21 protein-coding genes are annotated in these 25702 nt (G+C 61.7%); 12 read left to right on the forward strand and 9 right to left on the reverse strand.

Annotated features, from left to right (window positions below; translation table 11 throughout):
• Positions 1-73: 73 nt before the first annotated feature.
• Together KGJ62_03415 and KGJ62_03420 are read left to right on the forward strand one after the other, a co-directional pair.
• Positions 74-2293, forward strand: coding sequence for an alpha-galactosidase (locus KGJ62_03415; protein ID MDE2125615.1), 2220 nt, complete (start codon positions 74-76; stop codon positions 2291-2293).
• Positions 2294-2372: 79 nt separating this feature from the next.
• The gene (locus tag KGJ62_03420) at positions 2373-2558 is read left to right on the forward strand and encodes a hypothetical protein (GenBank protein ID MDE2125616.1); all 186 of its coding nucleotides are present in this window, start codon (positions 2373-2375) and stop codon (positions 2556-2558) included.
• On the opposite strand, the gene KGJ62_03425 is transcribed toward KGJ62_03420, so the two are convergent.
• On the reverse strand, positions 2555-3160 hold the full coding sequence (locus KGJ62_03425) for a GNAT family N-acetyltransferase (protein MDE2125617.1): 606 nt from the start codon (positions 3158-3160) through the stop codon (positions 2555-2557). The two genes, KGJ62_03420 and KGJ62_03425, sit on opposite strands and share 4 nt — an antisense overlap.
• Positions 3161-3277: 117 nt before the next feature.
• On the opposite strand from KGJ62_03425, the gene KGJ62_03430 reads away from it, so the two are divergent.
• The 5 genes from KGJ62_03430 (at position 3278) to KGJ62_03450 (ending at position 11423) form a co-directional block, all read left to right on the forward strand.
• Positions 3278-3871, forward strand: coding sequence for a hypothetical protein (locus KGJ62_03430; GenBank protein ID MDE2125618.1), 594 nt, complete (start codon positions 3278-3280; stop codon positions 3869-3871).
• Positions 3864-4823, forward strand: coding sequence for a tyrosine recombinase (locus KGJ62_03435; protein MDE2125619.1), 960 nt, complete (start codon positions 3864-3866; stop codon positions 4821-4823). Before KGJ62_03430 ends, KGJ62_03435 begins: the two co-directional genes overlap by 8 nt.
• A 243-nt stretch (positions 4824-5066) precedes the next feature.
• On the forward strand, positions 5067-9593 hold the full coding sequence (gene gltB, locus KGJ62_03440) for a glutamate synthase large subunit (protein MDE2125620.1): 4527 nt from the start codon (positions 5067-5069) through the stop codon (positions 9591-9593).
• 25 nt (positions 9594-9618) lie between these two features.
• Positions 9619-11100: a glutamate synthase subunit beta gene (locus KGJ62_03445; protein MDE2125621.1), complete on the forward strand. Its 1482-nt coding sequence runs from the start codon at positions 9619-9621 to the stop codon at positions 11098-11100.
• A 110-nt stretch (positions 11101-11210) separates the two neighbouring features.
• Positions 11211-11423 (forward strand): hypothetical protein, encoded by a 213-nt coding sequence (locus KGJ62_03450; protein ID MDE2125622.1) that lies wholly within the window; start codon positions 11211-11213, stop codon positions 11421-11423.
• 252 nt (positions 11424-11675) lie between these two features.
• On the opposite strand, the gene KGJ62_03455 is transcribed toward KGJ62_03450, so the two are convergent.
• Together KGJ62_03455 and KGJ62_03460 are read right to left on the reverse strand one after the other, a co-directional pair.
• Positions 11676-12872 (reverse strand): cellulase family glycosylhydrolase, encoded by a 1197-nt coding sequence (locus KGJ62_03455; protein ID MDE2125623.1) that lies wholly within the window; start codon positions 12870-12872, stop codon positions 11676-11678.
• Positions 12873-12935: 63 nt separating this feature from the next.
• On the reverse strand, positions 12936-13709 hold the full coding sequence (locus tag KGJ62_03460; protein ID MDE2125624.1) for a phytanoyl-CoA dioxygenase family protein: 774 nt from the start codon (positions 13707-13709) through the stop codon (positions 12936-12938).
• Positions 13710-13923: 214 nt separating this feature from the next.
• On the opposite strand from KGJ62_03460, the gene KGJ62_03465 reads away from it, so the two are divergent.
• Together KGJ62_03465 and KGJ62_03470 are read left to right on the forward strand one after the other, a co-directional pair.
• On the forward strand, positions 13924-14382 hold the full coding sequence (locus KGJ62_03465; GenBank protein MDE2125625.1) for a hypothetical protein: 459 nt from the start codon (positions 13924-13926) through the stop codon (positions 14380-14382).
• Positions 14383-14513: 131 nt separating this feature from the next.
• A complete protein-coding gene (locus KGJ62_03470) occupies positions 14514-15725 on the forward strand; it encodes an FAD-binding oxidoreductase (GenBank protein ID MDE2125626.1) in 1212 nt (403 codons plus the stop codon).
• Positions 15726-15785: 60 nt separating this feature from the next.
• Here KGJ62_03470 and KGJ62_03475 read toward each other — a convergent pair whose 3' ends face one another.
• The 5 genes from KGJ62_03475 to KGJ62_03495 all read right to left on the reverse strand — a co-directional run bounded on the left by KGJ62_03475 (position 15786) and on the right by KGJ62_03495 (position 21672).
• Positions 15786-16988, reverse strand: a complete 1203-nt coding sequence (locus tag KGJ62_03475; GenBank protein ID MDE2125627.1) for an MFS transporter — start codon at positions 16986-16988, stop codon at positions 15786-15788.
• A gap of 206 nt (positions 16989-17194) precedes the next feature.
• On the reverse strand, positions 17195-18499 hold the full coding sequence (locus tag KGJ62_03480) for an ABC transporter permease (GenBank protein MDE2125628.1): 1305 nt from the start codon (positions 18497-18499) through the stop codon (positions 17195-17197).
• Complete coding sequence (locus tag KGJ62_03485) at positions 18496-19206, reverse strand: ABC transporter ATP-binding protein (GenBank protein MDE2125629.1); 711 nt, start codon at positions 19204-19206, stop codon at positions 18496-18498. Before KGJ62_03485 ends, KGJ62_03480 begins: the two co-directional genes overlap by 4 nt.
• A gap of 36 nt (positions 19207-19242) precedes the next feature.
• A complete protein-coding gene (locus tag KGJ62_03490; GenBank protein MDE2125630.1) occupies positions 19243-20955 on the reverse strand; it encodes an efflux RND transporter periplasmic adaptor subunit in 1713 nt (570 codons plus the stop codon).
• A gap of 198 nt (positions 20956-21153) precedes the next feature.
• Positions 21154-21672, reverse strand: coding sequence for a MarR family transcriptional regulator (locus KGJ62_03495; GenBank protein ID MDE2125631.1), 519 nt, complete (start codon positions 21670-21672; stop codon positions 21154-21156).
• Positions 21673-21819: 147 nt separating this feature from the next.
• Between KGJ62_03495 and KGJ62_03500 the strand changes: the two genes are divergently transcribed.
• The 3 genes from KGJ62_03500 to KGJ62_03510 all read left to right on the forward strand — a co-directional run bounded on the left by KGJ62_03500 (position 21820) and on the right by KGJ62_03510 (position 24235).
• On the forward strand, positions 21820-22974 hold the full coding sequence (locus tag KGJ62_03500; GenBank protein MDE2125632.1) for an aminotransferase class V-fold PLP-dependent enzyme: 1155 nt from the start codon (positions 21820-21822) through the stop codon (positions 22972-22974).
• A gap of 91 nt (positions 22975-23065) precedes the next feature.
• Positions 23066-23365, forward strand: coding sequence for a hypothetical protein (locus tag KGJ62_03505; GenBank protein ID MDE2125633.1), 300 nt, complete (start codon positions 23066-23068; stop codon positions 23363-23365).
• Positions 23366-23401: 36 nt separating this feature from the next.
• Positions 23402-24235: a phytanoyl-CoA dioxygenase family protein gene (locus KGJ62_03510; protein ID MDE2125634.1), complete on the forward strand. Its 834-nt coding sequence runs from the start codon at positions 23402-23404 to the stop codon at positions 24233-24235.
• A gap of 108 nt (positions 24236-24343) precedes the next feature.
• On the opposite strand, the gene KGJ62_03515 is transcribed toward KGJ62_03510, so the two are convergent.
• A complete protein-coding gene (locus KGJ62_03515; GenBank protein MDE2125635.1) occupies positions 24344-25699 on the reverse strand; it encodes an SBBP repeat-containing protein in 1356 nt (451 codons plus the stop codon).
• Between the last annotated feature and the right edge of the window lie 3 nt (positions 25700-25702).

A 25702-nucleotide genomic window follows, 5' to 3' on the forward strand; every position in this document is an offset into this window, starting at 1 on the left:
CGCCGGCGGCTTGCTGTTGAATACTATGCGGGAATGCCGGTCAGTTATGTGCCGGCGGTCCGGAGGGGACTCTATGTGGATGCTGGTCGCGGCGCTCTGTGGGGGAACTGCCATGCAAATACCGGCGAATCGAATCTCAGACCAGGCTAGCAGCCTGCCGGCTCTTTCGGCCGCCGCTGCCAAGCGCGTTTCCGCCGATTGGTTGGTCTCGCCGCTGCGAAGGCGCGCGGTTGTGGCGTACGATCGCGAGTCCGGCGATGTGGTGATGACGAACGGTCTGATCCGACGCGATTGGCGGCTGGCTCCTAACGGCGCCTGCGTGCGGTTTACCAACCTGATGACCGGCGCCGCGATCCTGCGCGGTGTAAGCCCCGAGGCGCGCGTCACCATCAACGGAAACCCGTACGATGTGGGCGGCCTTACAGGCCAGCCCGACTATGCCTATCTCAAGCCACAATGGCTGCCGGAGATGAAGTCAGACGCCGCCGCATTTCAGTGCACCGGCATCACAACGGGGAAGACGGTCGCGAGATTTCCGTGGAAGCCCCGCCGGTACTGCGCCAACACCGTTTGGCCGCCGCCCGGCGCGGCCATGGTTCTGCACTTCACCGGCGTCGGCGCTGTTGCTGCAATTGATGTAGACGTCCATTATGAGATGTACGACGGCATCCCTCTCATTGCCAAGTGGATCACCGTCACCAATACCGGCAAAGCAACCGTAAGGCTGGATCGCTTTGAGAACGAACGGCTGGCCGTGGTGGAACACGGTACCGACAAGGGCACGATCGACGGCCTCACCCATCCGAACCTTTACGCCGAGAGCGATTACGAATTTGGTGGCGGCAACCCGGCTGAGGCCAACCACACCATTCACTGGGAAGCCGATCCGCGCTACACGACGCAGGTGGATTACTCCTACAAGACGCCGTGCCTGCTGGTATCGGAGCCGCCGCTTGGGCCGGCGGCCGACATTGCGCCCGGCAGCACGTTCGAGAGCTATCGTACCTACGAGCTGGTCTTCGATAGCGGCAGCCGGCAGCGAAACGGCCTTGCGTTGTGTCGCATGTACCGTTCGCTGGCGCCGTGGGCTACCGAGAATCCGCTGCTGATGCACTGCACGCGATCCGATCCGGCGTCCGTCCGAGCGGCTATCGATCAGGCCGCTGCCTGCGGTTTCGAGGTGGTGATTCTATCGTTCGGGAGCGGGTTCAATCCCGAAAACATGGACCCGGCCTACATCGCGCAGTTCAGGGACCTGGTTAACTATGCGCATTCGCGCGGCATCGATCTGGGCGGATACGACCTGCTCGCCAGCCGCAGTATCGATCCGCAGGATGACGTGATCAATCCCAAAACCCTCAAGCCCGGTGGCGCCATCTTTGGTTCATCACCTTGCCTCTGCAGCGCCTGGGGCATCGCATACTTCAAGCATTTGAAGCAGTTTATGGCCGAAACGGGAATGCGCGTTCTGGAGCACGATGGATCGTATCCGGGGGATGTCTGTGCATCCACCACGCATCCCGGTCATCGCGGGCTGGACGATTCGCAATGGAACCAGTGGAAGATGATCACCGACTTCTATCACTGGTGCCGCGCCACGGATATCTACCTGAACGTGCCGGATTGGTACTTCCTCAACGGCTCAAACAAGACCGGGATGGGCTATCGTGAGGACAACTGGTCGCTCCCACGGGAGAGGCAGATTGTGCTGGGCCGCCAGGAGATATTTGACGGCACCTGGTACAAAACGCCCAGTATGGGATGGATGTTTGTGCCTCTGGTGCAGTACCACGGCGGAGGTGAAGCCGCTACACTGGAGCCTCTCAAGGAGCATCTGAACGCCTACGCGGCACACCTCATCCAGAACCTGGGAATGGGCGTTCAGGCCTGCTATCGAGGCACTCGCCTGTACGACGCACCCGAGACCGAAGCCGTGGTTCGCAAGTGGGTCGATTTCTACGAGGCGCACCGCGCAATTCTCGACTCCGATGTGATCCATCTTCGCCGTGCGGATGGCGCCACGCCAGACGCCATGATGCATGTGAACCCGAACCAGTCCGAGCGGGCGATGGCGCTTGTCTGGAATCCCGAAGACACGCCCGTTACTGAGACGCTCACGCTGCCACTCTATTACACCGGGATAACAAACGTTGCTCTGGTAAGCATCAACGGAGCTGCGGCGCATAACTTTCGGCTGGACCGAGAGTACAAGATTGATGTGAAGGTTGCCATCCCCGCTCATGGGTTTACCTGGCTGCTGGTACGGGATGGCCGGCCAGCCGTGTCGCGTTAGGCGCGTTACGCTTACAACGCCGCGCGGAGTGCGCTATACTGAGTCGGCGTCGTGCAGCGTTCGGGACGCCGACGGGATTATGAAGATTATGCTTTTGCGCGCGGCTGGCAGTACGTTCCTGTTTTTGATTGCGTTCTTGCTCTTCTCATCAGCTCTGGTGCGGTGGCATCTTACTCCGCTCCATGTTGCCGTGGGGGCGTGCCTCTATTTCGTCGGATACGTACTCTGGCAAATCGTGGCAACTTCCACCGGCGCTCCTCGCTAACCGGGTGGTCTGCCAAGTTCTGCTTCCAGCCTGGCTTTGAGATCCGGCCACTCGCTCTCTATCACGCTGAAGTACACGGTGTCTCTGGCGCCACCGTCCGGCATCACCATGTGATTGCGCAGCGTGCCTTCCTCCACGGCGCCCAGGCGCGTCATGGCCAGGCGCGACTGCTCATTGCGCGCGTCGGTCTTCAACTCCACGCGCCGAACACGCCAGACCTCAAACGCATGCTGCAGCATCAAGTACTTCGCCTCGCGATTGCGGCCGGTTCGCTGCCGAACCGGAGCCAGCCAGGTGCTGCCGATTTCGACGCGACGGTGGTACACGTCGATATTCATAAACCGGCTGGAGCCGATTACCTCGCCCGATGAGGCTTCGACGGTGGTGAACGGCACTGAAACCCCCCGCGCCTGCTCGTCCAAAGCGCTCTGCACGTACTCGCCCATCAGCGCGGGGCTGTTGACGAGCACCGGGTACCACCGGAACACGGAATAGTCCCCCGCTGCCTTCGCCAGATCGGCAGTGTGACGGATCTCCATCGGCTCAAGGCGGATCCGACGCCCGCAGAGCGCCACCGGCTCTGGCTCGAACCAACGCTCCATTGCTCCTCCTTTCGCATTCGAGCCGTGCCGTATCGGCCAACGCCCGGCGCAGCCACCCAATTCGTGCCACAATAGAGTTCGACAATCGATCTCTCAGTGTTGCAGCTCCTTTCGAAAATGCCCGATACAAAACTCAAAAAAGGCGATACCGTACGAATTGCAGACCGGGACCAGACGGCGGAAGACACGCAGTCCGGCCTATTCTACAACCACTATCGCACGCTTGCAGGCATTGTGGATACGATCTACCCGAGCGGGGAAGTGGTTGTGGAGGTGAATCCCGTCACTCTGGCGGCCGATGTGAAGCAGCGACTGGTCGACATGCAGGAGACGATGCGGTCCAAATGGCTGGATTCGCTCTCCGAAGAGGCTCGCGGACGGCTGTCTCCGGCAGAGCAGCAGTTTCAACTCAAATACGCTGTTCTTGTCAACGCGAGCGACGTTCTGCCCGTGGAACCTGGCTTCTTCCCGGCGCCTCCTCCAGAGAGCCCTGCAATAGCCGCCGAGCCGGCGGCGCCGCGGCTGGAGGCTGCCAGCACGATGCCGGCGATCGCCGCCGAGCAGCCGATGCTTGAACTGGATGCCGAGCAAGAACTGCCGGAGATCGCGGCCGAGACGCCGCCAAAGCGCCTCACCTCCGCAGATCTGGACGCTATGGAAGAGGCAGAACTGGAGCGCCATCGCAAGGCTCTCCAGGACCCGGATGCCTGAGTCCGCCGGAGTGTCGTCGCCGGATGACGCCGCGTTGGCGCCTTCATCCGCAGCAGCGCTGCAGAATTGGCTGCGCTATCTCGCATCCGGTCGCAACCTGGCAACCCGCACCGTTCGTGCTTATCGCAGCGATATCACTCAGTTTCTTGCCCGCCTGCAGCAGCTTATTCCCGGTCCCGAGCCGCTCCAACGCGTTCAGCGTGAACACGTGCGGGCTCTCATCTCCGAGTTTGGCGCCGCCGCCTATGCACGCACCACGGTCGGGCGGAAGCTGGCATCGGTGCGCTCCTTCTGTAACTGGTGCCGGCGCGAAGGCATAATCAGTCACGACCCGACGCTTGCCATCGCGCCGCTGAGGCAGCTTCCACGGTTGCCAAAGGCCCTGAGGCACGTGGAGATCGAGGCGCTGCTGTGCGCCCCGGATTGCCAGACGGCTGCCGGCCTGCGAGACCGTGCCCTCCTGGAACTGCTCTACGCGTCGGGAATCCGCGCCGGTGAAGCGCAGCAGCTAGACGTTGACGACCTCTATCTGGCATCGGGCGAGGTACGTATCCGGCACGGCAAGGGCGATAAAGAGCGCATTGCACTGATGGGTGGTCCGGCAATTCAGGCGATGAAGCAGTATCTGGCCGATGCGCGACCGCAGCTCCTGCGCGTTGGGGAAGCAACCAGCGCGCTCTTCCTGAACAAGCTCGGCCAGCGTCTCTCGGACCGCGGAATCCGCAGAACCTTTGACAAATACGCCGCTGCCACGTCCATTCGGCTCAAGATCACGCCTCACTCCCTGAGGCACACCTTTGCAACGCACCTGCTGGAGAACGGCGCCGATCTTCGCGCCGTCCAGGAACTGCTTGGCCACGCAAATCTGGTGACCACACAGGTCTACACCCACATCAGCGCCCGTCACGCTCAGCAGGCGTACAAACGGGCACACCCGCTGGCCAAGCCGTAACGGCGGCCCGCAGCATGGCGCCGGCGTTTACGCCGTTGACGCCAACGCCGCAGGCCGGGTATACAACACTCCCGTTTCACATCGCCGTGGGCAGGATTCCCAGGCCGGCCGGCAACCAGTTTGTTGTACGCCGCGGCTTGCGCTGCCACCGCGCCGCGCCTCCGCGTTCCTTGCAACCAGGCGCCTTTCGCCGCCCTGCCAACCTTGCGTCACGTTACGACGCACTTGCTATGCGAGGCAATCATGGCGATAGAACGCTGGAACTGGCTGCCCGGGCCTCACGGCCTCTACGATCCCCAATTTGAAGGCGATGCTTGCGGCGTCGGCTTTGTAGCGTCTATTCACGGCCTCCGCTCACACCGCATCGTTCAGGACGCGCTGCGCGTACTGGTGAATCTGCAGCACCGCGGCGCCTGCGGCTGCGATCCCGAAACCGGTGATGGCGCCGGCCTCCTGATGCAGATACCGGACAGTTTTTATAGGGGCACGCTGATCCGCCGTGGCACAGTTTTGCCCCCAGCTGGCAGCTACGGCGTAGTGATGCTCTTTCTGCCGGCAGCCAGACTTCTGCGTGAGGAGTGCTGTCGCGAGCTCGAAGCCGCACTGCGCCAGGAGGGTCTACAGCTGCTTGCCTGGCGTGACGTGCCGGTCAACCCGGCGGCTATCGGCAAGTTGGCGAGCGAAACAATGCCCGCCATCGCTCAGGTCTTTGTTTCGGCGCCGGGAGTAACCGGGGATGGGCTGGAGCGCCGGCTGTACGTCGCGCGACGCGCCGCGGAGAATCGCCTCGCCCACTCAGTTCCGGATGCCGGCTTCTATGTCTGCAGTTGCTCCTGCCGTACCGTCGTCTACAAGGGCCTGCTGCGCGCCGACCAGATCGCCGGATTCTACTCCGATCTCACTGAGACGCGCGTGGTGTCGGCGCTGGCTATGGTTCACCAGCGGTTCAGCACCAACACATTTCCCACCTGGGGTCTGGCCCATCCCTACCGGTACGTCGCGCACAATGGTGAAATCAACACTATCCGTGGGAATCGGAACTGGATGCGTGCGCGGGAAGCGCAATTGACCTCAACGCACTTCGGTCCGGATTTGAAGAAGCTCTTTCCACTGGTCTCCGAGGCGGCAAGCGATTCGGCCATGCTGGACCAGGCGTTTGAACTGCTGGTTATGGGTGGCCGCAGTATGGCGCACGCCGTTATGATGCTGATGCCCGAGGCATGGGGCAACGACGAAGGGATGGATCCGGATCGGCGCGCCTTTTACGAATACGCCGCTTGCCAGATGGAGCCCTGGGACGGACCGGCAGCGGTGACATTCACCGACGGTAAAAGCATCGGCGCCGTCCTGGACAGGAACGGTCTCCGTCCGGCGCGCTACCTGGTGACCGATGACGATGTTGTGGTGCTTTCCTCCGAAACCGGTGTGCTGGAGATAGATCCGCGCCATGTGGTCAAGAAGGGCCGACTTCAGCCCGGCCGCATCTTCCTGGTGGATACCGAGTCTGGCCGGATCGTGAGCGATGACGAGGTCAAGCGAGGCGTTTGTGCGCAGCACCCATATCGCGCCTGGTTGGACCTGAACAAAGTGGACGTCTCCAGTCTGCCGATACCCCAGATGCCGGTTGCGCCCGACTCGGATGCGGTAGTTCAGCTGCAGCGGGCGTTTGGTTACACGCTGGAAGATATGGAGCGGATACTGGCGCCAATGGCCGTGGAAGCGGAGCAGCCACTCGGTTCGATGGGAATCGACACGCCGCTCGCCGTGCTTTCGGATCGCCCTCAACTACTCTACAACTATTTCAAGCAGCTCTTCGCACAGGTTACCAACCCGCCGATCGATCCAATTCGTGAGGGCCTGGTGATGGCGGTGGTGGACTACATTGGCCGCGACGGCAACCTGTTGGATGAAACACCGCGCCACTGCCACCAACTCAAGCTCGATTCACCCATACTCACCACGATCGACCTTGAGCGGCTGCGGCAGGGCGCGCCGGAGGATATCCGGTGTGTGACTCTTCCAGGCCTGTTTGATGCAACGTCGGCGCCCGGCGCTCTGGAAGCGGCCATCGATGATCTCTGCGAACGCGCGAATCGCGCCGTGCTCGATGGCGCAGCATTCATCATCGTCTCTGACCGTGGTGTTGACCAAAGCCATATTCCGATACCGGGGCTCCTCACTCTTGCGGCGGTCCATCACCATCTGGTCCGCAAAGGGAATCGCACGCAGGTGGGGCTTATCGTCGAGTCGGGCGAAGCGCGCGAGGTCATGCACTTCGCCCTGCTGATCGGATATGGCGCCAGCGCCGTCAATCCCTACCTGGCATTCGATACTCTGGCAACACTGCAGGCGGCCGGACTGCTGCCAGAGGATCTCTCGCAAAGTGAAGCCGGAAGCCGGTACATTCGGGCGGTAGTGAAGGGATTGTTGAAGACCATCGCCCGTATGGGAGTTTCAACGCTGCAGAGCTACCGCGGCGCCCAGTTATTTGAGGCCATAGGCCTGAGCCGGGAACTGATCGAGCGCTACTTCACCGGGACGCCGTCGCGTGTCGGAGGCATTGGGCTAAGGGAACTGGAGCATGAAGCCCGGATGCGGCACGCAGCCGCATGGCCCGATACCGGAGCGCCGGTCGGCCTCCAACTCGACATAGGTGGCCTGTATCAATGGAGCCGATTCGGCGAGCGTCATGCCTGGAACCCGGAGACGGTTGCGTCGCTCCGACATGCGGCAGCAAGCGGTAGATTTGCCGATTATCAGGAGTTTTCCAACGCGGCGAATGAAGCTGGCAAAAGTGCCGGCACGCTGCGGAGCTTGCTGCAGTTCCGTCCTGGCAGGCCGGTGCCGTTGAACGAGGTGGAACCGGAATCCGCAATTATCAGGCGCTTTGCAACGGGCGCCATGTCACTTGGCTCCATCAGTCGTGAAGCACATGAAACGATAGCGGCAGCGATGAACCGACTCGGCGCCAGGAGTAACACGGGCGAAGGCGGCGAAGACCCCGCACGGTACACCACAGCTCCGGGCGAGGAGAGCCGTCGCAGTGCCATCAAGCAGATTGCCTCCGCACGTTTCGGCGTGACCACAGAGTATCTGGTCAACGCCAGTGAGCTTCAGATCAAAATGGCGCAGGGCGCGAAGCCCGGAGAAGGTGGCGAGCTGCCCGGCGGCAAGGTGGATGAGTACATCGCCGGAATCCGCCACTCCACACCGGGCGTTACGCTTATTTCACCGCCCCCACACCACGATATCTACTCCATCGAGGATCTGGCGCAGCTGATCTTCGACCTGAAAAACGTCAATCCCACCGCTCGTATTTCGGTTAAGCTCGTGGCTGAGGCCGGCGTCGGTACCGTGGCCGCAGGGGTGGCCAAGGCCCGTGCCGATGTGGTCCTCATCAGCGGGCACGATGGAGGAACCGGGGCATCGCCGCTCTCCAGCATCCGCCACTGCGGCATTCCATGGGAGCTTGGCCTCGCGGAAGCGCAGCAGGTGCTCGTAATGAACAATCTGCGTGAGCGCGTTCGCTTACAGGTAGATGGCCAGCTGAAAACCGGGCGTGACGTTGCCGTGGCCGCGCTGCTCGGCGCCGAAGAGTTTGGCTTCTCTACTGCGCCACTGGTGTCGCTGGGATGCGTGATGATGCGCGTTTGCCACTTGAACACCTGTCCGGTAGGTATCGCCACACAGGACCCGGTTCTCCGTCAGCGCTTCGCCGGCAAGCCGGAACAGGTCATCAACTACTTCGTCTTCGTGGCGCGCGAATTGCGCGGCATCATGGCGGAGCTTGGTTTTCGCACCGTCGACGAAATGGTGGGTCGCGCCGATATGCTCGAAATGATCCACCATGATCAACGGAAGCGGCAACAGCTAGATCTCTCAATGGTGCTCAGCCGGCCCGACGCTCAGCTGGCCACGCCGCGTCGCTGTGTAACGATACAGGACAGCGGTCTGGACGAGGCGCTCGATCATGAGATACTGCCTTTGGCGCGTGAGGCAATCGCAGCCGGCATGCCCGTCACGGTGGAGCTCCCGGTTTATAACCGCAATCGCGCGGTAGGGGCAATGCTCTCCGGAGAGATCGCGCGCGCTTGCGGGCAGCGCGGTCTTCCCGACGACACCGTCCGCATTCGGCTCACCGGGTCGGCCGGCCAGAGCCTGGGCGCCTTCCTGGTGCCGGGTGTCTCCATCACGCTGGAGGGCGATGCAAACGACTACCTGGGCAAGGGTATGAGTGGTGGGCGCATCGTGGCCTTTCCTCCGGCCGGATCACCGTTTGACGCCGGAGAGAACGTGATCGCCGGCAATACACTGCTCTATGGAGCTACCGGCGGCGAGACCTATCTAAGCGGGGTGGTTGGCGAGCGCTTCGCGGTGCGCAACAGCGGTGCAAACGCGGTGGTGGAGGGTGCGGGGGATCATGCCTGTGAGTACATGACTGGCGGAACGGTGGTTGTGCTGGGAAGTACGGGACGCAACTTCGCTGCCGGTATGAGCGGTGGCGTCGCATGGGTATGGGATCCAGCCGGTCGGTTGCGGGCCTGCCTGCACGACGGCGGCGCCAAGCTGCTGGCGACCTCTACGCCGCATGCTCACGACGCGGCCGAGCTGCATCGCCTGGTGGCGCGCCACCACGAGTTTACCGGCAGCCGACGTGCCGGCGACCTGCTGAAGCGCTGGAGCAGCGCGCTGCCTGAGTTTGTGCGGGTTATTTCGCCCGAGTACGAGGAGCTAATTTGTCAGCAGACGGTACGGGCACTGGCCGGCTGACCGGACTGAACGGCAAACACCCACCATGACCGACCCCAAGGGATTCCTCAAAACCCCACGCGAAACACCCGCGCGCGTGCCGGCAGAACGCCGCCGACAGAACTGGCTCGAGTTCTACGAGTCGTTTCCCGCCGAGCGGCTGCAGTTGCAGGCGTCACGATGTATGAACTGCGGCATCCCGTTCTGCCACGAGGGCTGTCCGCTCGGTAACCTGATACCCGGTTGGAACAATCTGTCGTGGCAGGGCCAGTGGCGAACGGCACTGACGGCGCTGCATACTACCAATAACTTTCCCGAATTCACCGGGAAGCTGTGCCCCGCGCCGTGCGAGTCGGCCTGCGTTCTTGGGATTAGCGACCGGCCCGTAACCATACGCCTAACCGAAGAGTCACTGGCAAACCGCGGGTGGGCCGAGGGCTGGATCACCCCGCAACATCCGTTACGCGAAACCGGCAGGAGCGTGGCTGTCGTTGGCTCGGGGCCGGCCGGACTTGCGGCAGCGCAGCAGCTGCGCCGCGTCGGCCACTGTGTAAAGGTGTATGAACGAGACGACCGCCCGGGTGGTCTCCTGCGATATGGCATTCCCGACTTCAAGATGGAGAAGTGGGTGCTGGACCGGCGTTTAGAGCAGATGCGGCAGGAAGGCGTGGCGTTTGAGATGGGAGTTGAGATTGGCGTGGACTTGCCGGCATCCGAGCTTCTGGAGCAATTTGATGCGATCGTACTGGCCGGCGGGTGTACGGTTCCACGCGACCTGCCCGTGCCGGGCAGACACCTTGCCGGCGTGCACATGGCAATGGAGTTCCTGGTGCAGCAAAACCGCCGGTGTGCCGGCACGCCGGCTCCCGGAGCGGCTTACATTTCGGCTGCAGGCAAGCGAGTGGTGATTCTCGGCGGAGGCGACACCGGCGCCGACTGCCTCGGCACCGTGCATCGCCAGGGCGCAAGCGAGGTCGTGCAGCTGGAGCTGATGCCGCGCCCGCCGGACGAACGCACGTCGGCATCGCCATGGCCCGCCCACCCGGCGATCTTTCGCAGTTCGGCGGCACATGAGGAGGGTGGTACACGCGATTGGAGTGTCCGCACAAACGGGTTCCGGGGGGCCGGCGGCCGCGTGGCTGCGCTGGAAGCTTGCAGATTGCAGTGGGCTGCCGGCGCCAACGGCCGGCTTGAACCAGAGGTGGTTCCCGGCTCACAGTTCGCCATCGAATGCGAGCTGGTATTGCTGGCGCTCGGCTTCGTGAGCCCGGAAGCCTCCAGGATGCTTCAGCAGCTGGATATCAAGCTGAGTGAGCGTGGTTGCGTACAGACGGGCTCAGAGTATATGACCGAAGTACCGGGTGTGTTTGCCTGCGGTGACATGCGGCGTGGTCAGTCGCTGATTGTGTGGGCGATCGCCGAGGGCCGCGAAGCGGCGCGGGCAGTCGACATCTGGCTGATGGGCGATTCACACCTGCCGGCAACCCGTGGAAGGATGTGTACGAGCGTGGGACCCACAGCGACGTAGCCACCGTGTGTCACGCCTTACTCCACCGCTCGTATTTCAAACCGGCAGAGCAAGCGCACTGGCGCCCCAGCGGCTTCTCGGTCTATCTCAACTTCAGGAGAACCGAAGCCATGAAACTGGTTATGGCCCTTGGCGCCGTTGCATTGGCACTTGCGGCCGGTACATCGGCACGTGCGGACGGTCGCGACCGTCACCGCGGCCGCGACTATGGCCGCATCGTATTTGAGGATCACGGGCGACACGATCATGATCGGTGGCGAGACCGCGCCGAGCATTGCCACTACCGGCGTGACCGGGATCGCGACCGCCGCGACCGCAGGTAGATACGCTACTCGCCGCTCAGTGGAGTCGCAGCGGCCTCATGCTCCCAACGAGCATGAGGCCGCTGTGCCGGGTATTCACCCGATAGCTCCAGCATGTGGAAGGCACCCTCGGCGCCCACGGCACAGCTGTGGTGGCTGCCATAGCGGCGTCACCGATACGCCACCATACCACGTGGAGGCGACTCCGATGTGGGTCCGATTGAGGCAGCTTGCGTTCCGTACTTGCGCGGGCTGTGGGTCGGAATGGCGAACTCACTTACCGGTAGCCGCCTGCTCGCCAAGGATCGAGGCGTTGGCACTCGCCAGCGCCTTCGCCAGGATCGGCGTCCGTTGCGGAGAGAGCGAATACTGCGATAGGCTCGGATTATCCAGAGCAAACTCCCACGCCCAGATTGCCGCGCATGGCGACGCTTCCGTCGTAAGCCTTGCAAGCATATCCAACATCCAGGCATCGGCCTGTTCCTTACCGTTCAAGTAGACGGGTTCACCGAACTCGCCGATGTACAGCGGCTCGCCGATGCGTTCGGCCGCATACTCCGCCCAGGGCAGCACCAGCGCCAGTGTATCTACTCGCGTCAGCCAGAACGGAGTATCGGCGCCGGGAGGGTAGAGGTGGATGCTGATGATATCCAGGGGCTTTGGATTGAAATACCGCAGCATCTCCACATACTCGTCCAACGTATCCTTGGTCCAATCCATGGAGTACTGATGCGGATGCGCGGCCGCCAGGTGCTGCCGCATCACCTGCCGCAAATGCCATGCGGCAGGGCGCATATCGGAGTTGCCTGAGGTGACGAGGTGATTCTTGTCCAGTCGGTGGATCAGGCGTGCCGTCTGAATGAGAAAATTGACGATCTGGAACGAATTCGGAGCTTCACCGGCCGGTCGGTTCTTTACGTCGGATGAGAGATCGGCTTCCAGATTCAGCTCGTTGGCTACCTCCCAGAAGAGGACGCGCCGGTCATTGCGATAGCGAGACACGATCGCGGAAACATACTCAATCGCCAGGTTGTTCGCAGGTGTGCCCGGCGTGCACAGATCCACATAGCCTTGCGGTTTGCCGGCTTGTGTCGCGGCGGCGGCCATAACGGCGCGGGAATCAAATAGCAGCGATGGAGCAAGGCCGATACCCGCCGCATCCGCCGCTGCCAGCATGCGGTCAAATGCTGCGAGCCACTGAGCGCGGTGTGTCGTAAAGTCGGCGAACGACGTTGCATCACGCGTTGCCCCAGCGCACCGCACCAGGGTGACCCCGGCTTGCGCGGCCTCCTTCAGCTGCGCAATCGCGTCGGAATCATGCCCATCCAGGAACATCTGGAACAGGTCCGGCATGTTGACACCGATGTTGCGAAACGGCTTACCGTCTCGAATCAGTTGTGTGCCTCGGATCGTTACAAATGTATGCCGAATCGGTGGCCGTGGCGGCTGCGGCGCGCATGCCGTTGGCAACCATAAGAGTCCGATGCGCAAGGAAAGAAGACAAACAAGCGCGATCATATGCACTCTGGCCGGCTAGCTGACCGAACCAAGCGCTCCGGCGCCGAATAACTGGGGAAAGCTGCGCGCGCTGTCGCCACAGGCGCGTGTGGCCGCATCCATGTAGCACACGCTTAATGCCCGGCGTGACTGCGAAATGGTGTTGACTCCGCTTCGGTGGAGCAGCCAGTTGTGCAGCAGAATCGCTTCGCCTTCACGGGCCTCAAGATATACACTCTTGTCGTCCGGTGCAAGCTCCGCCTCCTGCTGGGCAGTAATGGTATGGCCGCGCTCCGAGAGGAGCCCGAGTTTGTGGCTGCCGGGTATCACCTGCATGCAGCCGTTGGCGCGCGAGGCATCGTCGAGGGCCGTCCAAACCGTGATGAGCGGATTCGCGGTGAGCCCCCATTGGCTCCCACCGTCCTGATGATAGGGCAGTACTGTGCCTTTTTGAGCCGGCTTGTTCATAAACATCGCCCGGTAAATGCTAACTTCGCTGCCATAAACGCGCTGCGTTATCTCGCGAAATTCCGGACGCTGCATGTAGGCTAGAAACACCGGGTCCTTCTCCAACTGCTCAATCTTGCGGTAATTCAGCGTAGGGCCGGCAAAGCCGCCACCCGATCCCACGTCCTCGTACCGCCCGGTATCGCTGTCCAGTTGAAAGTACATGCCGTCATAACGCATCTCGCCGAGCATAATGGCATCGATACGGTTCTGGAGGGAGGCTAGCTGGGCAGGTGAGGCGACCGCTCCTAAAAGAAGATATCCCACCTCCTCAAAACTTGCCCAATCTGCAGCACTCACCATCGCTGTAACCCCTCCGGAGCAATTCCCACACCAATTTACGGTTCGCGATCTGCGGCGCTATTCCTGCCGATGCGCGTGTGCTGCGCGGGGACGAAACTCCATGGCTGCGGGCGTGCATCCGGGCTGCTTTACCCACCTGTTTGATGCGCTGCCGGCACTTCTATCAGCAGATCGGCGCTTCACGGGCCGGGTTATGCTGAAAGAGATAGCGCAAATGAGACCAGTTCTATTACTGCCTGCCGTGTTGCTTGCTGCGTCCGTTCTGGGCTGTGGCGGCGGCGGCTCCACGATCTCGGGAGCGCGAAGCACCAACGGGCCCACGGCCACCTCACCCTCCGGTCAGCCCTCCCTTGGCGGAGTCTCCACCACAGCGCCTAAAGTTACGCCCGATGCGGTAAGCGCGAGTGGGACGGTAACCAATGCCAACCTGGCAGCCGGCACGCTCACTCTTGGCATGCTGACCGGAGTGCAAGGCTTCATTTGGAACGGAGAACCCGTGGTGGTGGTGACCAATGGCTCAACGCGGTTCTCCGCCCAGGATGGTACGCAGTTCCGCGCCGACGCCTTCTTTGGATTCGCCTCGAACGCCACAGTATCGGTCGCGGGTTTCGCGAACAACAACGGGACCATGACGGCATCCATGGTGGAGTATCTGAGTAACGGGACTCCTTGACGGCCGCTGCAGCATTCGAGCGCGCAAGCCTCCGCAGGAATATGACGCCGCGCTGACGTAAACCCGAACGCGTGGATATCCCCGCACTTCATGCCGCCTTGAACACACTGGTGGGCACGGACGGTACGGCATTGCCCGCACGTTTCGCAACAAGCTTGCCGGATTGGGTAAGTCGCTGCGGACCGGTTTACCTGCCGGCGAGCCTGGACGTCGTCGCGGCTGCAGTTCGTCTTACCGAAGAGTCCGCCGGCGCCATTATTCCGGTCGGCGGCGCCACGGAGATTGCGCGCGGTAGCGCGCCGGACTCGTCGAGGCCGCTGATCCTCCTCGGGTCGGCGCGCCTCAGCGGGATCGTGGACTATCAGCCGGACGACATGACGGTCACTTGCGAGTCCGGTGTTACGCTGCAGCGCCTTCAGAATCTGCTGGCAGATCACAACCAGTTTCTGCCGGTGGATACGCCCTTAGCAGAGCATGCGACGATCGGCGGATTGGTAGCCGCCAATCAAACCGGTTTGTGGCGTGCCGCCTACGGTACCCCGCGTGATCTGGTCATCGGCGTCCGAGCGGTGACCGCCGGCGGCACACTGGTGAAGGGTGGCGGCCGTGTTGTGAAGAACGTGGCAGGTTACGATGTTTGCAAGCTATTCACAGGCTCTTGGGGATCTGTGGGTTTCATCGTGGAGGTTACGTTCAAGGTACGGCCACGTCCTGCAGCCACCTGTGCGCTGCGCTGGCGCGCACGCACCGTAGGCGAGGCCGTGCTGGCAGCTCGTGTGGCGTGGCAATCGAAAATGGCTGCTGCATTCTGTGTCGCAACCACCGAAGCTGGAGGCGGTCCTTGCGTCATCGTCGGTCTTCGAGAAACCGAAGCTCGAGTTTCGTGGCAGGCGAGTGAGTTCCGCCGTCTTCTGGCCGGCGATCTCCCCGACGCGGCGGAAACGATCGGCGAGGATGAGGTCGACGCACTCAGAACGCAATTGGCGCGCAGTTATATGCCGGGTGAGGCGGCCGCGCGCATCACCTGTCTACCCTCCGAAACGCCGACGGTTGCCAGAGCGCTGCAGGAGGTTGGTGTTACGCGGTTGACCGTCGATGCAGCGGTTGGAACCATAGAGTGTGTGATAGACGCGGTTTCTCCGGCGAACATGGCTGCTGCTGCGGGCTGCACGCCAGCGGGCGGCTCGATCTTGTGGCGCCGATGCGACACGGCTGTACTAAAAGCGGCGGGCCTCGAACCATGGGCTCTATTGGGAGGTCATATGAGACTCCACCGGTCACTGAAGCAGCAGGTAGATCCCCACTCCACGTTCTCGCCGGGACGGTTCATCGGCGGCTTGTAGGCTGGCCGATGCGAAGCTCAATCCCGGCTCGCGGCCACCCGCCTCACCCTACTCGGCGGATCACGACGGCGTCTGTCTTGTGCTGCGTTGGGCGGCGCGCCCCTCACCGATACTCCAGCCGTAAAGGCCAACCGCGACCGCGCCGGCCACGGCGGCATTGCAGCCGATTGCAAATGGTGCGCTGCTGTGCTCGGCCAGATAGCCTGCCTCCAGGCCGCCCAACGGCTGCAGGCCTCCGAAGACGAGTGAGTAGACGGCCATAACCCGGCCACGAAGGCTGTCCGGCACCATCTCCTGCACCGCAGTATTTGCGCTGATGGCAAATACAATCATTGCGAATCCGCTGAGAATCAGGATCGCCACCGCCAGACCGAACACCGTTGTGCGTGAAAGGACCAGGAGAGCCGCGCAGAAAACAATTGCGCCACCGTAGACCAGTTCGCGCCTGGGCACCGAGCTGCCTATAAGTGTCACCAGAGCGCCGGCAATGGCCGCGCCAACTCCGTTGGCTGCGATCAAATCGCTATAACCGCGTGCTCCCTGATGATAATAGTGGGCCATCGCGGGATATAGCGTCGACGCCGACCAGGCAAACATGCTGCAGAAACCCACGAGCGCAACCATTCGAAAGACCCGTACCGTGCGCCCGATGTACTTAAAGCCCTCCCACATCGAGGTCTCATGCTCTTGTGGTGTCATGGATGGCAGCCGCATCATGAACAGCGAGACGATCACTGCTATGAAGGTCAGGGCATTGAGCAGAAAGCACATCGCGATACCCGTGGTCGCCAGAACCTCTCCGGCGAGTATTGGTCCGAGTACGCGCGCCACATTGAACCGGACGGAGTTGAGCGCGATGGCGTTGCCAAGCGTCTCCCGATCCACCATGTCGGCAACAAACGCCTGCTGCGCCGGCATGTTGAATGCGTTGACCAGTCCCGAGAGTGCGGCCAGTAGCGCCACTTCCCATGCCTGGGCCGGCAGCCAGATGTTGGATGCCAGCACCGCCAGCGCAAACGCCAGTAGCATCATTACGGTCTGGCACCAGACCAGCACAACCCGGCGTGAATACCGGTCGGCTACATGCCCTCCCGGAACCGCGAACAGCACATACGGGATGGCTCGCGCGCCGGAAATGATGCCAAGCCAGAGCGGAGAGTAGTGCGTGAGCTGAAAGACCAGCCACTGCTCGGCCACCGTCTGCATCCATGTGCCGGCTACGGAGATAAGCTGGCCATAGAAGTACAGGCGGAAGTTGCGCACGCTAAGCGCGTGGAGCGGTCCGCGGGGCGCCGGTGGCGAAGCGCCGGTTGGGCCTGCGCCCTCCGGCGCGTCGATGGGAATGTCCGGCTCCTTTCCAACGTGGTATCAGGCGCGCACCTCCGTGTGGGAGGCACGCCGGTGCAACCGAACGGATCAGTGTTCTCCGTAGACGGGCGCGAAACCTGCTGAATTGGCGGCGCTGACCCTTATTCGTAACGCAGTGCTTCGATGGGATTCAGGGCAGCGGCTTTGCTGGCTGGATAGATCCCGAAGAAGATCCCGACGGCCGCAGATACCACCACAGCCACCACCACGGAGGTGGGATTGATCAGCGCCGACCAGCCCATGCTGGCCATGATGAACGCTCCTCCGCAACCGAGAATGATGCCAATCAACCCGCCAATAAGCGAAATGATCGAGGACTCGATGAGGAACTGCAGCATAATGTCGTGCGGGGTGGCGCCGATGGCCTTGCGGATGCCAATCTCCCGCGTCCGTTCGGTAACGCTCACCAGCATGATGTTCATGATGCCGATACCGCCGATCAGCAGCGAGATAACGGCGACGGCGCTGAGCATCGATGTCATCGTGCTCGTCACGCTCTGCTGTCGCTGAAGCAGCTCCGTCTGGCTGAAGAGGTGAAAGTCGTCGTTCTGCGGGAACGGCGGCCGAAGGTGGTGGCGATTCCTGAGGAGGTTCGCGATCTCTTCCTGAGCCAGAGGAATCATCTTCGCCGTAGTGGCCCGGACGCTGAGAAAGCTGATGTACTTCTGGTTGCTGATCCGCGTCATCGCGGTGGTTATGGGAACCAGACAGACGTCGTCCTGATCCTGGCCCCACGTGCCGGCGCCCTTCGGTGTCAGCATTCCAAGCACCTTGTACGCCTGGCTGTTGATCTGTATCGTTTGCCCTGTCAGATCGGCGCTGGGGTCACCGAGTAACTTATCGGCTACTGTGGCGCCACAGACCACCACGCGAGCCGCGCTGTCCACTTCCTGCTGGTTGAAAAAGCGTCCGCGCATCACCGACACATTGTTCACCAGTGGGTACTGAACGGTGGCGCCGGTTGCATTCGAAGTGGAATCGTTCGAGCCCAGGCGGATTTTGATGTCGGCCCGAACCTGAGGCGCAACTGCCGCGATCGACTGTGGAAAGCTCTTGCCGATAAGCTCGGCATCCTGCAGCGTCAGATGCGTGGTCGCGCCGAGGGAGGGTGAGGACGTGGTCGTCACGGCGGTGCCGCTGCTGCTCACCGTTGTCGTGGTGTTGGTGTTGGTAGGAGACGTGGCTGCATTGATCTTGACGGTCGACCGCTCGGGCCAGACCATGATCATGTTGGTGCCGAGCGCATCCACAGTCGCCTTGATGCGCGCTGCGGCGCCCTGGCCGATTGCCACCACCAGAATAACAACGCCTACGCCGATAATAATGCCCAGCATGGTGAGACCGGTGCGGAGCTTGTTATTGGCAAGCCCGCGCAGCGCCACCCGCAAACTTTCGCCAACGTTCATGCATGTACCGCCGTTTGTTCACTCGCTATCAGCCGATCGCGTACCGGTTGGTCATCTACGATCTTGCCGTCACGGATCATCACCATCCTGCGACAGTGCTGACCAATTTCGGGCTCGTGCGTTACCATCACGATCGTAGTGCCGTCGTTGTTGAGCGCCTGGAAGATGGCCATTACTTCGGCGCTCTGGACGCTGCCCAGATTGCCTGTGGGCTCATCGGCCAGTATCATCACCGGCGCGGGAGCAAGCGCTCGTGCAATCGCAACCCGCTGCTGCTGGCCGCCGGAGAGCTCGTTCGGCCGGTGGTCCAGACGGTCCGCCAGTCCCACCCGGTCGAGCGCCTCGATGGCGCGCTCGGTCCTATCCTTGCGATGCGCGTAGAGCATCGGCAGCTCTACGTTCTCCAGGGCTGTGGTACGTGCCAGCAGGTTGTAGCCCTGGAATACGAATCCGATCTTCCGATTTCGGATGACCGCCAGTTCGTAATCGTCCATCTCAGCCACTTCAATCCCGTCGAGCATATAGCTGCCCACGGTTGGTGCGTCCAGGCAGCCGATGATGTGCATCAGCGTCGACTTGCCGGATCCGGATGGTCCCATGATGGCTACCATCTCGCCTTCGTGAACATCCAGATCCACCCCGTCGAGGGCGCGTACCTCCTGCTCACCCATAATGTACAGCTTATGGATGTTGCGCAGCTGAAGCAGCGCCGGTTTCTCGGTATCGTAAGCCGCCATGTGGCGTCAGCCGCCCTTCTTCTTGGCGGGCGTTTTCTTGGGTGCGGGTCCGAACGGACTGGCTGGACCGCGCCGGCCGCCTGTCAGACTGCTGGCACCGGAAGCCAGTACGATGGTGTCGCCTTCGTTGACGCCACTGAGAATCTCGGTGTTCACGCCATCGCTGGCGCCGGTCTTCACATGCACCGTGGTCTGTTCGGGTACGCCGTTCACCATCTTGAGAACGCTGACGCTCGAGCCGCGTGTTCCCACTTTGACAGCCTCCGACGGCACAACGACCACGTTCGATTTGCGGCCCGTCATAATGGTCGCCGTGGCTGTCATATCCGGTTTGAGGAGACCCACATAGCCCGTGATCGCTATAGCGACGTCATACGTGATGACACCCTGCTGGATTGTGGATCCTGATGCAACTTTCGTGACCGTTCCGTGGAACACCATGTTTGGAAACGCATCCACCGTTACGTCTGCCCGCTGGCCCAGCCTTACCGAGCCGATATCGGTTTCGTCCACAAATACGTCGATCTGCAGGCGACTGAGGTCTGCAACGATGATCAGCGTGGGTGCTGAAAGTCCAGCGGCCAGCGTCTCGCCCTGCTGAGCAGCCAGCTGCAGAACCGTACCGGAAATCGGCGTACGTACGATTGTTTTGGCCACCTGCGCCTGGTTGTAGCTTACCTGCGCAGCCGCCTGCGCCGCGGCGTCCTGGGCCTGTGCCACATCCTGCATTTTCAGCGTGTCGTTTGCGATGCCTGCCTGCGCCGACCGCAGTGCCGCAGTATCCTGCACCAACTGCGCCTGTGCCTGGCGTACGGCCATTTGCTTCGACGTTACTGCGTACGTTTCGGCTTTTGCCGCCGCGAGGGAAGCTCGAGCGGCGCGCACTGCCTGCTGTGCAGAGGTCAGCGCGTCGGCGGCCTGCTGCACGCCTGCATTGACGTTCTGCTTGACGATGCGGATGTTCTGCTGTGCGGATGCAACCTGCGACTGGTTCACCGCGTCGGTAGCACGAGCGGCATCCACCACGCTGGCAGCAACGAAGCCTTGTGCTAGAAGCGCCTGTTGGCGCTTGAGTTGAATGGAGGAGTTGGTGGCGTTCGCCTGCGCCTGCGCCAACTGCTCATTGGCCGTGGCGATTTGCGAACTGGCATTGGCGTCGGCCTGCTGTTTGTTCGCCTGCGCCGTCTGCATATCGGCCTCCGCCGAACTCAGGCCCGTCTCGGCCTTGTTGATGTCGGCCGGCGTCTGCTGCTCCTGCTGACTCAAATCTGCCTGCGACTGCTTCAGGCTGGCTATTGAGTGCATCTCCGTAGCCCTGGCTTGATTGATCGTGGCCGCTGTCTGAACTCTTTCCATGCTCACGCCCGAGACTTGCTGGGCGTACTTCACCTGGCTATCGCGCAGGTTCGCCTGCGCTGCCGCCAGGTTGGCAACGACGTCGGGTAAATCCAATTCCGCAATGATCTGGCCCTTCGTCACATGTTTGCCGATGTCGGTGTAGAGGTGCTTCACGATGCCGGTCAGCTGAGGACCGATTTTGACCTCGTAGCCGGTCTGGGCTGTTACGCTGCCCGTGGCCGTCACCGTCTCCACCAGGTTGCCTCGAGTGACCTTGGCCGTGATCATATCTGCCAGGGGATTGGCTGCCGGATGGGCCTTGTCCCATATAAACCAGCCGATCCCGATAATCACCACCGCGCCGATCGCGGTCGGGATCATACGCGCGCGTTTCCGAGCTCGCCGTCGTCGTACTCGCTCGGCCGCAGCCGATGAATCCATTGTTGCCATGCGTTAAGCTCTCCGCTGTCCGATTACCATCCAGGTTGCAAATCGACGGCCGGCACGAACGCACCGATACGCACGCGCATCGGTTCACGTATCTATGGACTGTGGAACCGACCTCACGTTACGCGGTCTCTACAACGGTTTGGTGTCGCCCGAATCGCCGCCATCGACGGGATGCGCTCCGGCTTCGATTCGCATAGCTGCCGCCGTCAGCATTTGCACCGCCGTCAGCAGCGCTGCGCGTTCGCCCGTCTCCAGCGCCAGCCACAGTCGTCGCACCGCTTCGCGGCGCATCTCCTGCCGCTCCGCCACCCATTGCTGACCAGCACGCGTCAAGCGCAGCCGCACAACGCGCCGGTCGCGTGGGTCGCCAAGACGCTCAGCCAGACCGTGGGCTATCAGCCGATCGGCCGCCTGGGTCAGCGCGCTCTGCCGTACGCCCATCCGCTCGCTCAGCCGACCCATCGTTTCGCCGACCGTCGGCGCTTCGGAACTACAGTTGTTCAGCGCCCAGCACAGCCTCAACTGCGCCAGTGGCAGTTGTAACAGCGTGCTGTCGGTGTCGCCGGCCTCGGTCAGCCGCCGCAGAACGGCGGGTAGGGCATGCACCAGCCACTCCGGCGCCGTTTCAGCGCTCCACTCGGATTCCAACGTGGTCGTCTTCCTCGAAGCTGCGCCGGCTCCCATCGCATCGCGCAACCACTGGATTATATTCTATTCGGACCATGAAATGTTCATATTGGTGATATATTGTGCCTCGGGTATAGTTGCCGCAGCGAGGGCACCGGGAGGCTGAGAGTGCGATTTTCAACGCGCGCCATTCATGTGGGTCAGGAGCCGGACTCGGTAACGGGTGGACTTGCGACGCCGATTCATGTCACCAGTACCTATGCATTGGCGGAACCCGGCGTAACCCGTGGTGGCTTCTCCTATAGCCGGATCGGTAACCCCACGCGGAGTGCGTTGGAGACCTGCCTTGCGTCGCTCGAGGGCGCTCCGGCTAACTGTCCGGCTCTTAGCTTCAGTACGGGAATGGCCGCCACAGATTGTGCGCTCCGGTTGCTCCAGCCTGGAGATCGCCTCCTGCTGCCGAACAACGTTTACGGCGGCACCTGGAGCCTTGCCGACAAGCTGCTTCGCCCGGCGGGTATTCGTGTGGCGTCGGCCGACTTCACCGACCTGGACGCGGTGGCCGGAGCGCTCAAGGAGCCGACTTCAATTGTGTGGTCGGAGAGTCCCAGCAACCCGCTGATGATGATCACCGATCTTGAAGCCGTCGCACATCTTGCCCACGACGCCGGCGCCCTGCTGATCACCGACAGCACCTTCGCCACACCCGCGCTCCAGAATCCACTTCAGTTCGGGTGCGATGTGGTTATGCACTCCACCACCAAGTATATCGGCGGGCACAGTGACCTGCTTGGCGGGGCGCTAATCGCCGCTGATCCATCGCTTCGCGAGCGATTGAACACAATTCAGTGCGCGACGGGAGCGACCGCGTCACCGTGGGATTGCTGGCTTACGCTGCGAGGTGTCCGCACCCTGGCGCTAAGGATGGCGGCTCACGAGGCCGGCGCACGGCGCGTTGCGGCTTTCCTTGAATCGCACCCCAGGGTGAGCCACGTCTGGTATCCGGGCTCCTCCGGCGAGGCGCAACGGCAGCTGTACGCCAGGCAGATGCGAGGCTTTGGTGGAATGGTGGCCTTTGAAGTCGCTGGCGATGCGGAAGCCGCCCGCCGGGTTATGAGGTCCGTACATCTGTTTGCGCTGGCTGCCAGCCTGGGCGGAGTTGAGAGCATTATGAGCTATCCTGCTCAGATGTCGCACGCTGATATTCCGGCAGAAATCCGCCGGAGACACGGCGTATCCGACCAACTCATCCGCCTTTCGGTTGGTCTCGAAGATCCCGAAGATCTGGTCGATGACCTGTCCTCCGCGCTCGACGCCGTATGATGAAGGATGCCGGCGCCGACATCGCGAATCGTATTTCAGGTCGGAGCGGAGTCACTTTCCGGCTTCCATGGCGCACGGAGGCGAGTTGTAATTGGCAGAACTTCGTCAGCAGATTCTGATCCTCTATTCGAATACGCCGGACCTCAACAGCGGCATCTGCTCGTGGGCAGAGTACGATGGCGCGGACCAGGCTCACCATACGACGGGAGACAGCGACAAGCCTCCGTACGACTCGGTGATCGGCGCCATGCGTGACGGTTGGCGGGTCATCCAGTTTCCGCAGCAGCTGCCGGCCTACCCCGGTATGGAACTGAGTACCTCTTACCTTCGCTTCGAACATATCCTGGAAAAGCTGGTTACGGCAGAGACCTCTAACAGCGCGCAAGGCTAACCTCGGCAGGATCGGCCGGAAAAGCGGGAGCAACCGATGGCAAATCCACATCTACTTACTTCGGTCCAGATGGCCAACTTCGTGTCCGACGGCCTCCTGCGGTTTGACGAGTTGGTGCCAACCGAGATCAACCGCGAAGTTATGGCTGAACTGGATGAAAAGCGGATCAATTTCGGCTACGAAGCCCAGGGCCAACCGCTTGAGAACCTGTGGCGCGAATCAAGCGGCATCGGCGCGGTGATAAGGCTGCCCGAGGTATCCGGCATTATCGAAAGCCTCATCGGTCCGGAGCCGCTTTACGACCACCACTGCCCTCATCGAGTTGCGCCTGGCCACCTGGAAGGGCAGGTATGGCACGCCGACGCGATTATCGACACACGCCTGCATTTCGATATTCAACTGTTCTACTTTCCGCATGATACGCCGCGTGAAATGGGTGGCACCATGTTCTTGCCGGGAAGTCAATATCGACGAATTCACGAATCGGATATCGGCCGTTACCAGAATTTCCGCAACCAGCTGCCGGTAGTGTGCAAGGCGGGAACCGTGCTGGTCGGACATCATGGATTGTGGCATTGCGCGCAGCCGAACCACACCGACCAACTGCGCACCATGTTCAAGCTTCGCCTCAACCCCACTGTGCGACAGCTACTGCTCTGGAATACCGATGATCTGGATGACGCCGCGATTCCGGGCATTCTGTTCCGCGATCACGGTTGGTATGGCAATGATAACCGGCTGGAATTTGCCAACCGAATCAAGATGTGGCGATTCCTGACGGGTAACGATCGATACGACGCCAACTACTGGTTGACGAGAATCGAAAACACTCCGGAGCGCATTCTGATACGAACGCACGCGGCTGCCTGAAGGCTCTACCGGGCGATCACTCTGCAAAACGGTCGGTTGAATCCAGGCGGCTCGAGCGGCCGCGCTCGCCTCACTCCCCGGATACCTAGTGGTGGCGCGCGCGCCGCGCTACGGAACGTTGTCGGCGATCAGCAGTGCATCGGGGTCGCTGGCAAGCCCGAAGGAGATGGATCCCACTTCATACAGCCTGGAGTTGTGGAATAGGGCGCATCCGACGGTGTTCTGGCTCAAGCCGGCTCCGAAAATCGATCGGGAAACCAGTTTGCCGCTGGGGTTGTATTGAAGTGTGACCACGCTGGAGCTCCCGCCCGAGTTCACAACGCTGTAACCGCACACAAACACAGCGCCATCCACCTCCACCGCCAGCGCGGAGCCGGCGTCGTTCAGGTGGTTCGCGCCATCCCAGTGCGCGTTCCACATCTGGTTGCCGGATGCGTCCCACTGGATGGTGCTGATATCGGTTCCATGGCTCGTGGTGGCGATGGAACCGGTCGCGCAGGTGTTGCCGTTACCGTCAACACCAATCGAGGTAAGCCGGCTGCTGCTGTGGCGTATCCACTGAAGCTGCAGTTGAAGCGCTTTGGTGGTCGAATTGAAAGTCACTCCGTAGCTCAGCAAAGCGCTGCTGAGCGGCGAACTCCCCAGTACAAGCAGGCGATTGCCGACGAGAAGGGAGTGCGTTGCCGTTTCGGCATGAGATGAATCGCTATAATGTACTGCATCCTCCAACTGGCCGGTGGAGTTGTAGACCTCAATGCCAATGGCGGTGGCGCCACCCTGCATGCCGAGCGAGCTGGTTGCGTACACGTTACCGCCAGAGTCTATGGCGAGGTCACGCCCGGTATTGACGCCGGTGCTCGCGCCACCATACAACTGGGACCACGCCTGGATGCCGTTGGACTGATACTTCACCAGCGCCACTTTTGAGCTCGAACTGGAACCGGAGGGGGTCGTGAAATCGGAGATGCCGGTGACGTACACCCGCCCCAGGGCGTCGGTGCGTACCGCGGTCGCCGCGCTGTTTCCGCTGCCGCTTCCATTGAAGACCCGGGTCCACAGTGTGTTGCCACCGGTGTCGTACTTGATCGTTACCATCTGCCTGAGGCCGGTGACACCTGTGGTATAGCCGACCACCAGTACGTTTCCGGCGCCATCCACCGTGATCGCGCTAGGTACGTCATCACCGTGACCGGCGCCGTCAAACCGCCGCGTCCACACGCGAGACCCAAGCAGGTTGTATTTGATGGTTACAATATCCAGCCGTGTGCCAACTCCTTCGGACGCGATGGCTATGTAAGCACTACCAATCGAGTCAGTAGCCACTGCGACGCCCGAATCGGGTCCGTTGGCAGTGCCGTTAACGTGCTGATGCCACGCCTGCGAGATCTGGCCGCTGGCGCAAAGCGGCGTCAAGCCGAGCGCGCATAGGGCGATAGTGCTCGCCAGCCAACCTGATGTTCTCATCCT

It is taken from the genome of Armatimonadota bacterium, from assembly GCA_028871815.1.
Classification (GTDB): domain Bacteria; phylum Armatimonadota; class Chthonomonadetes; order Chthonomonadales; family Chthonomonadaceae; genus REEB205.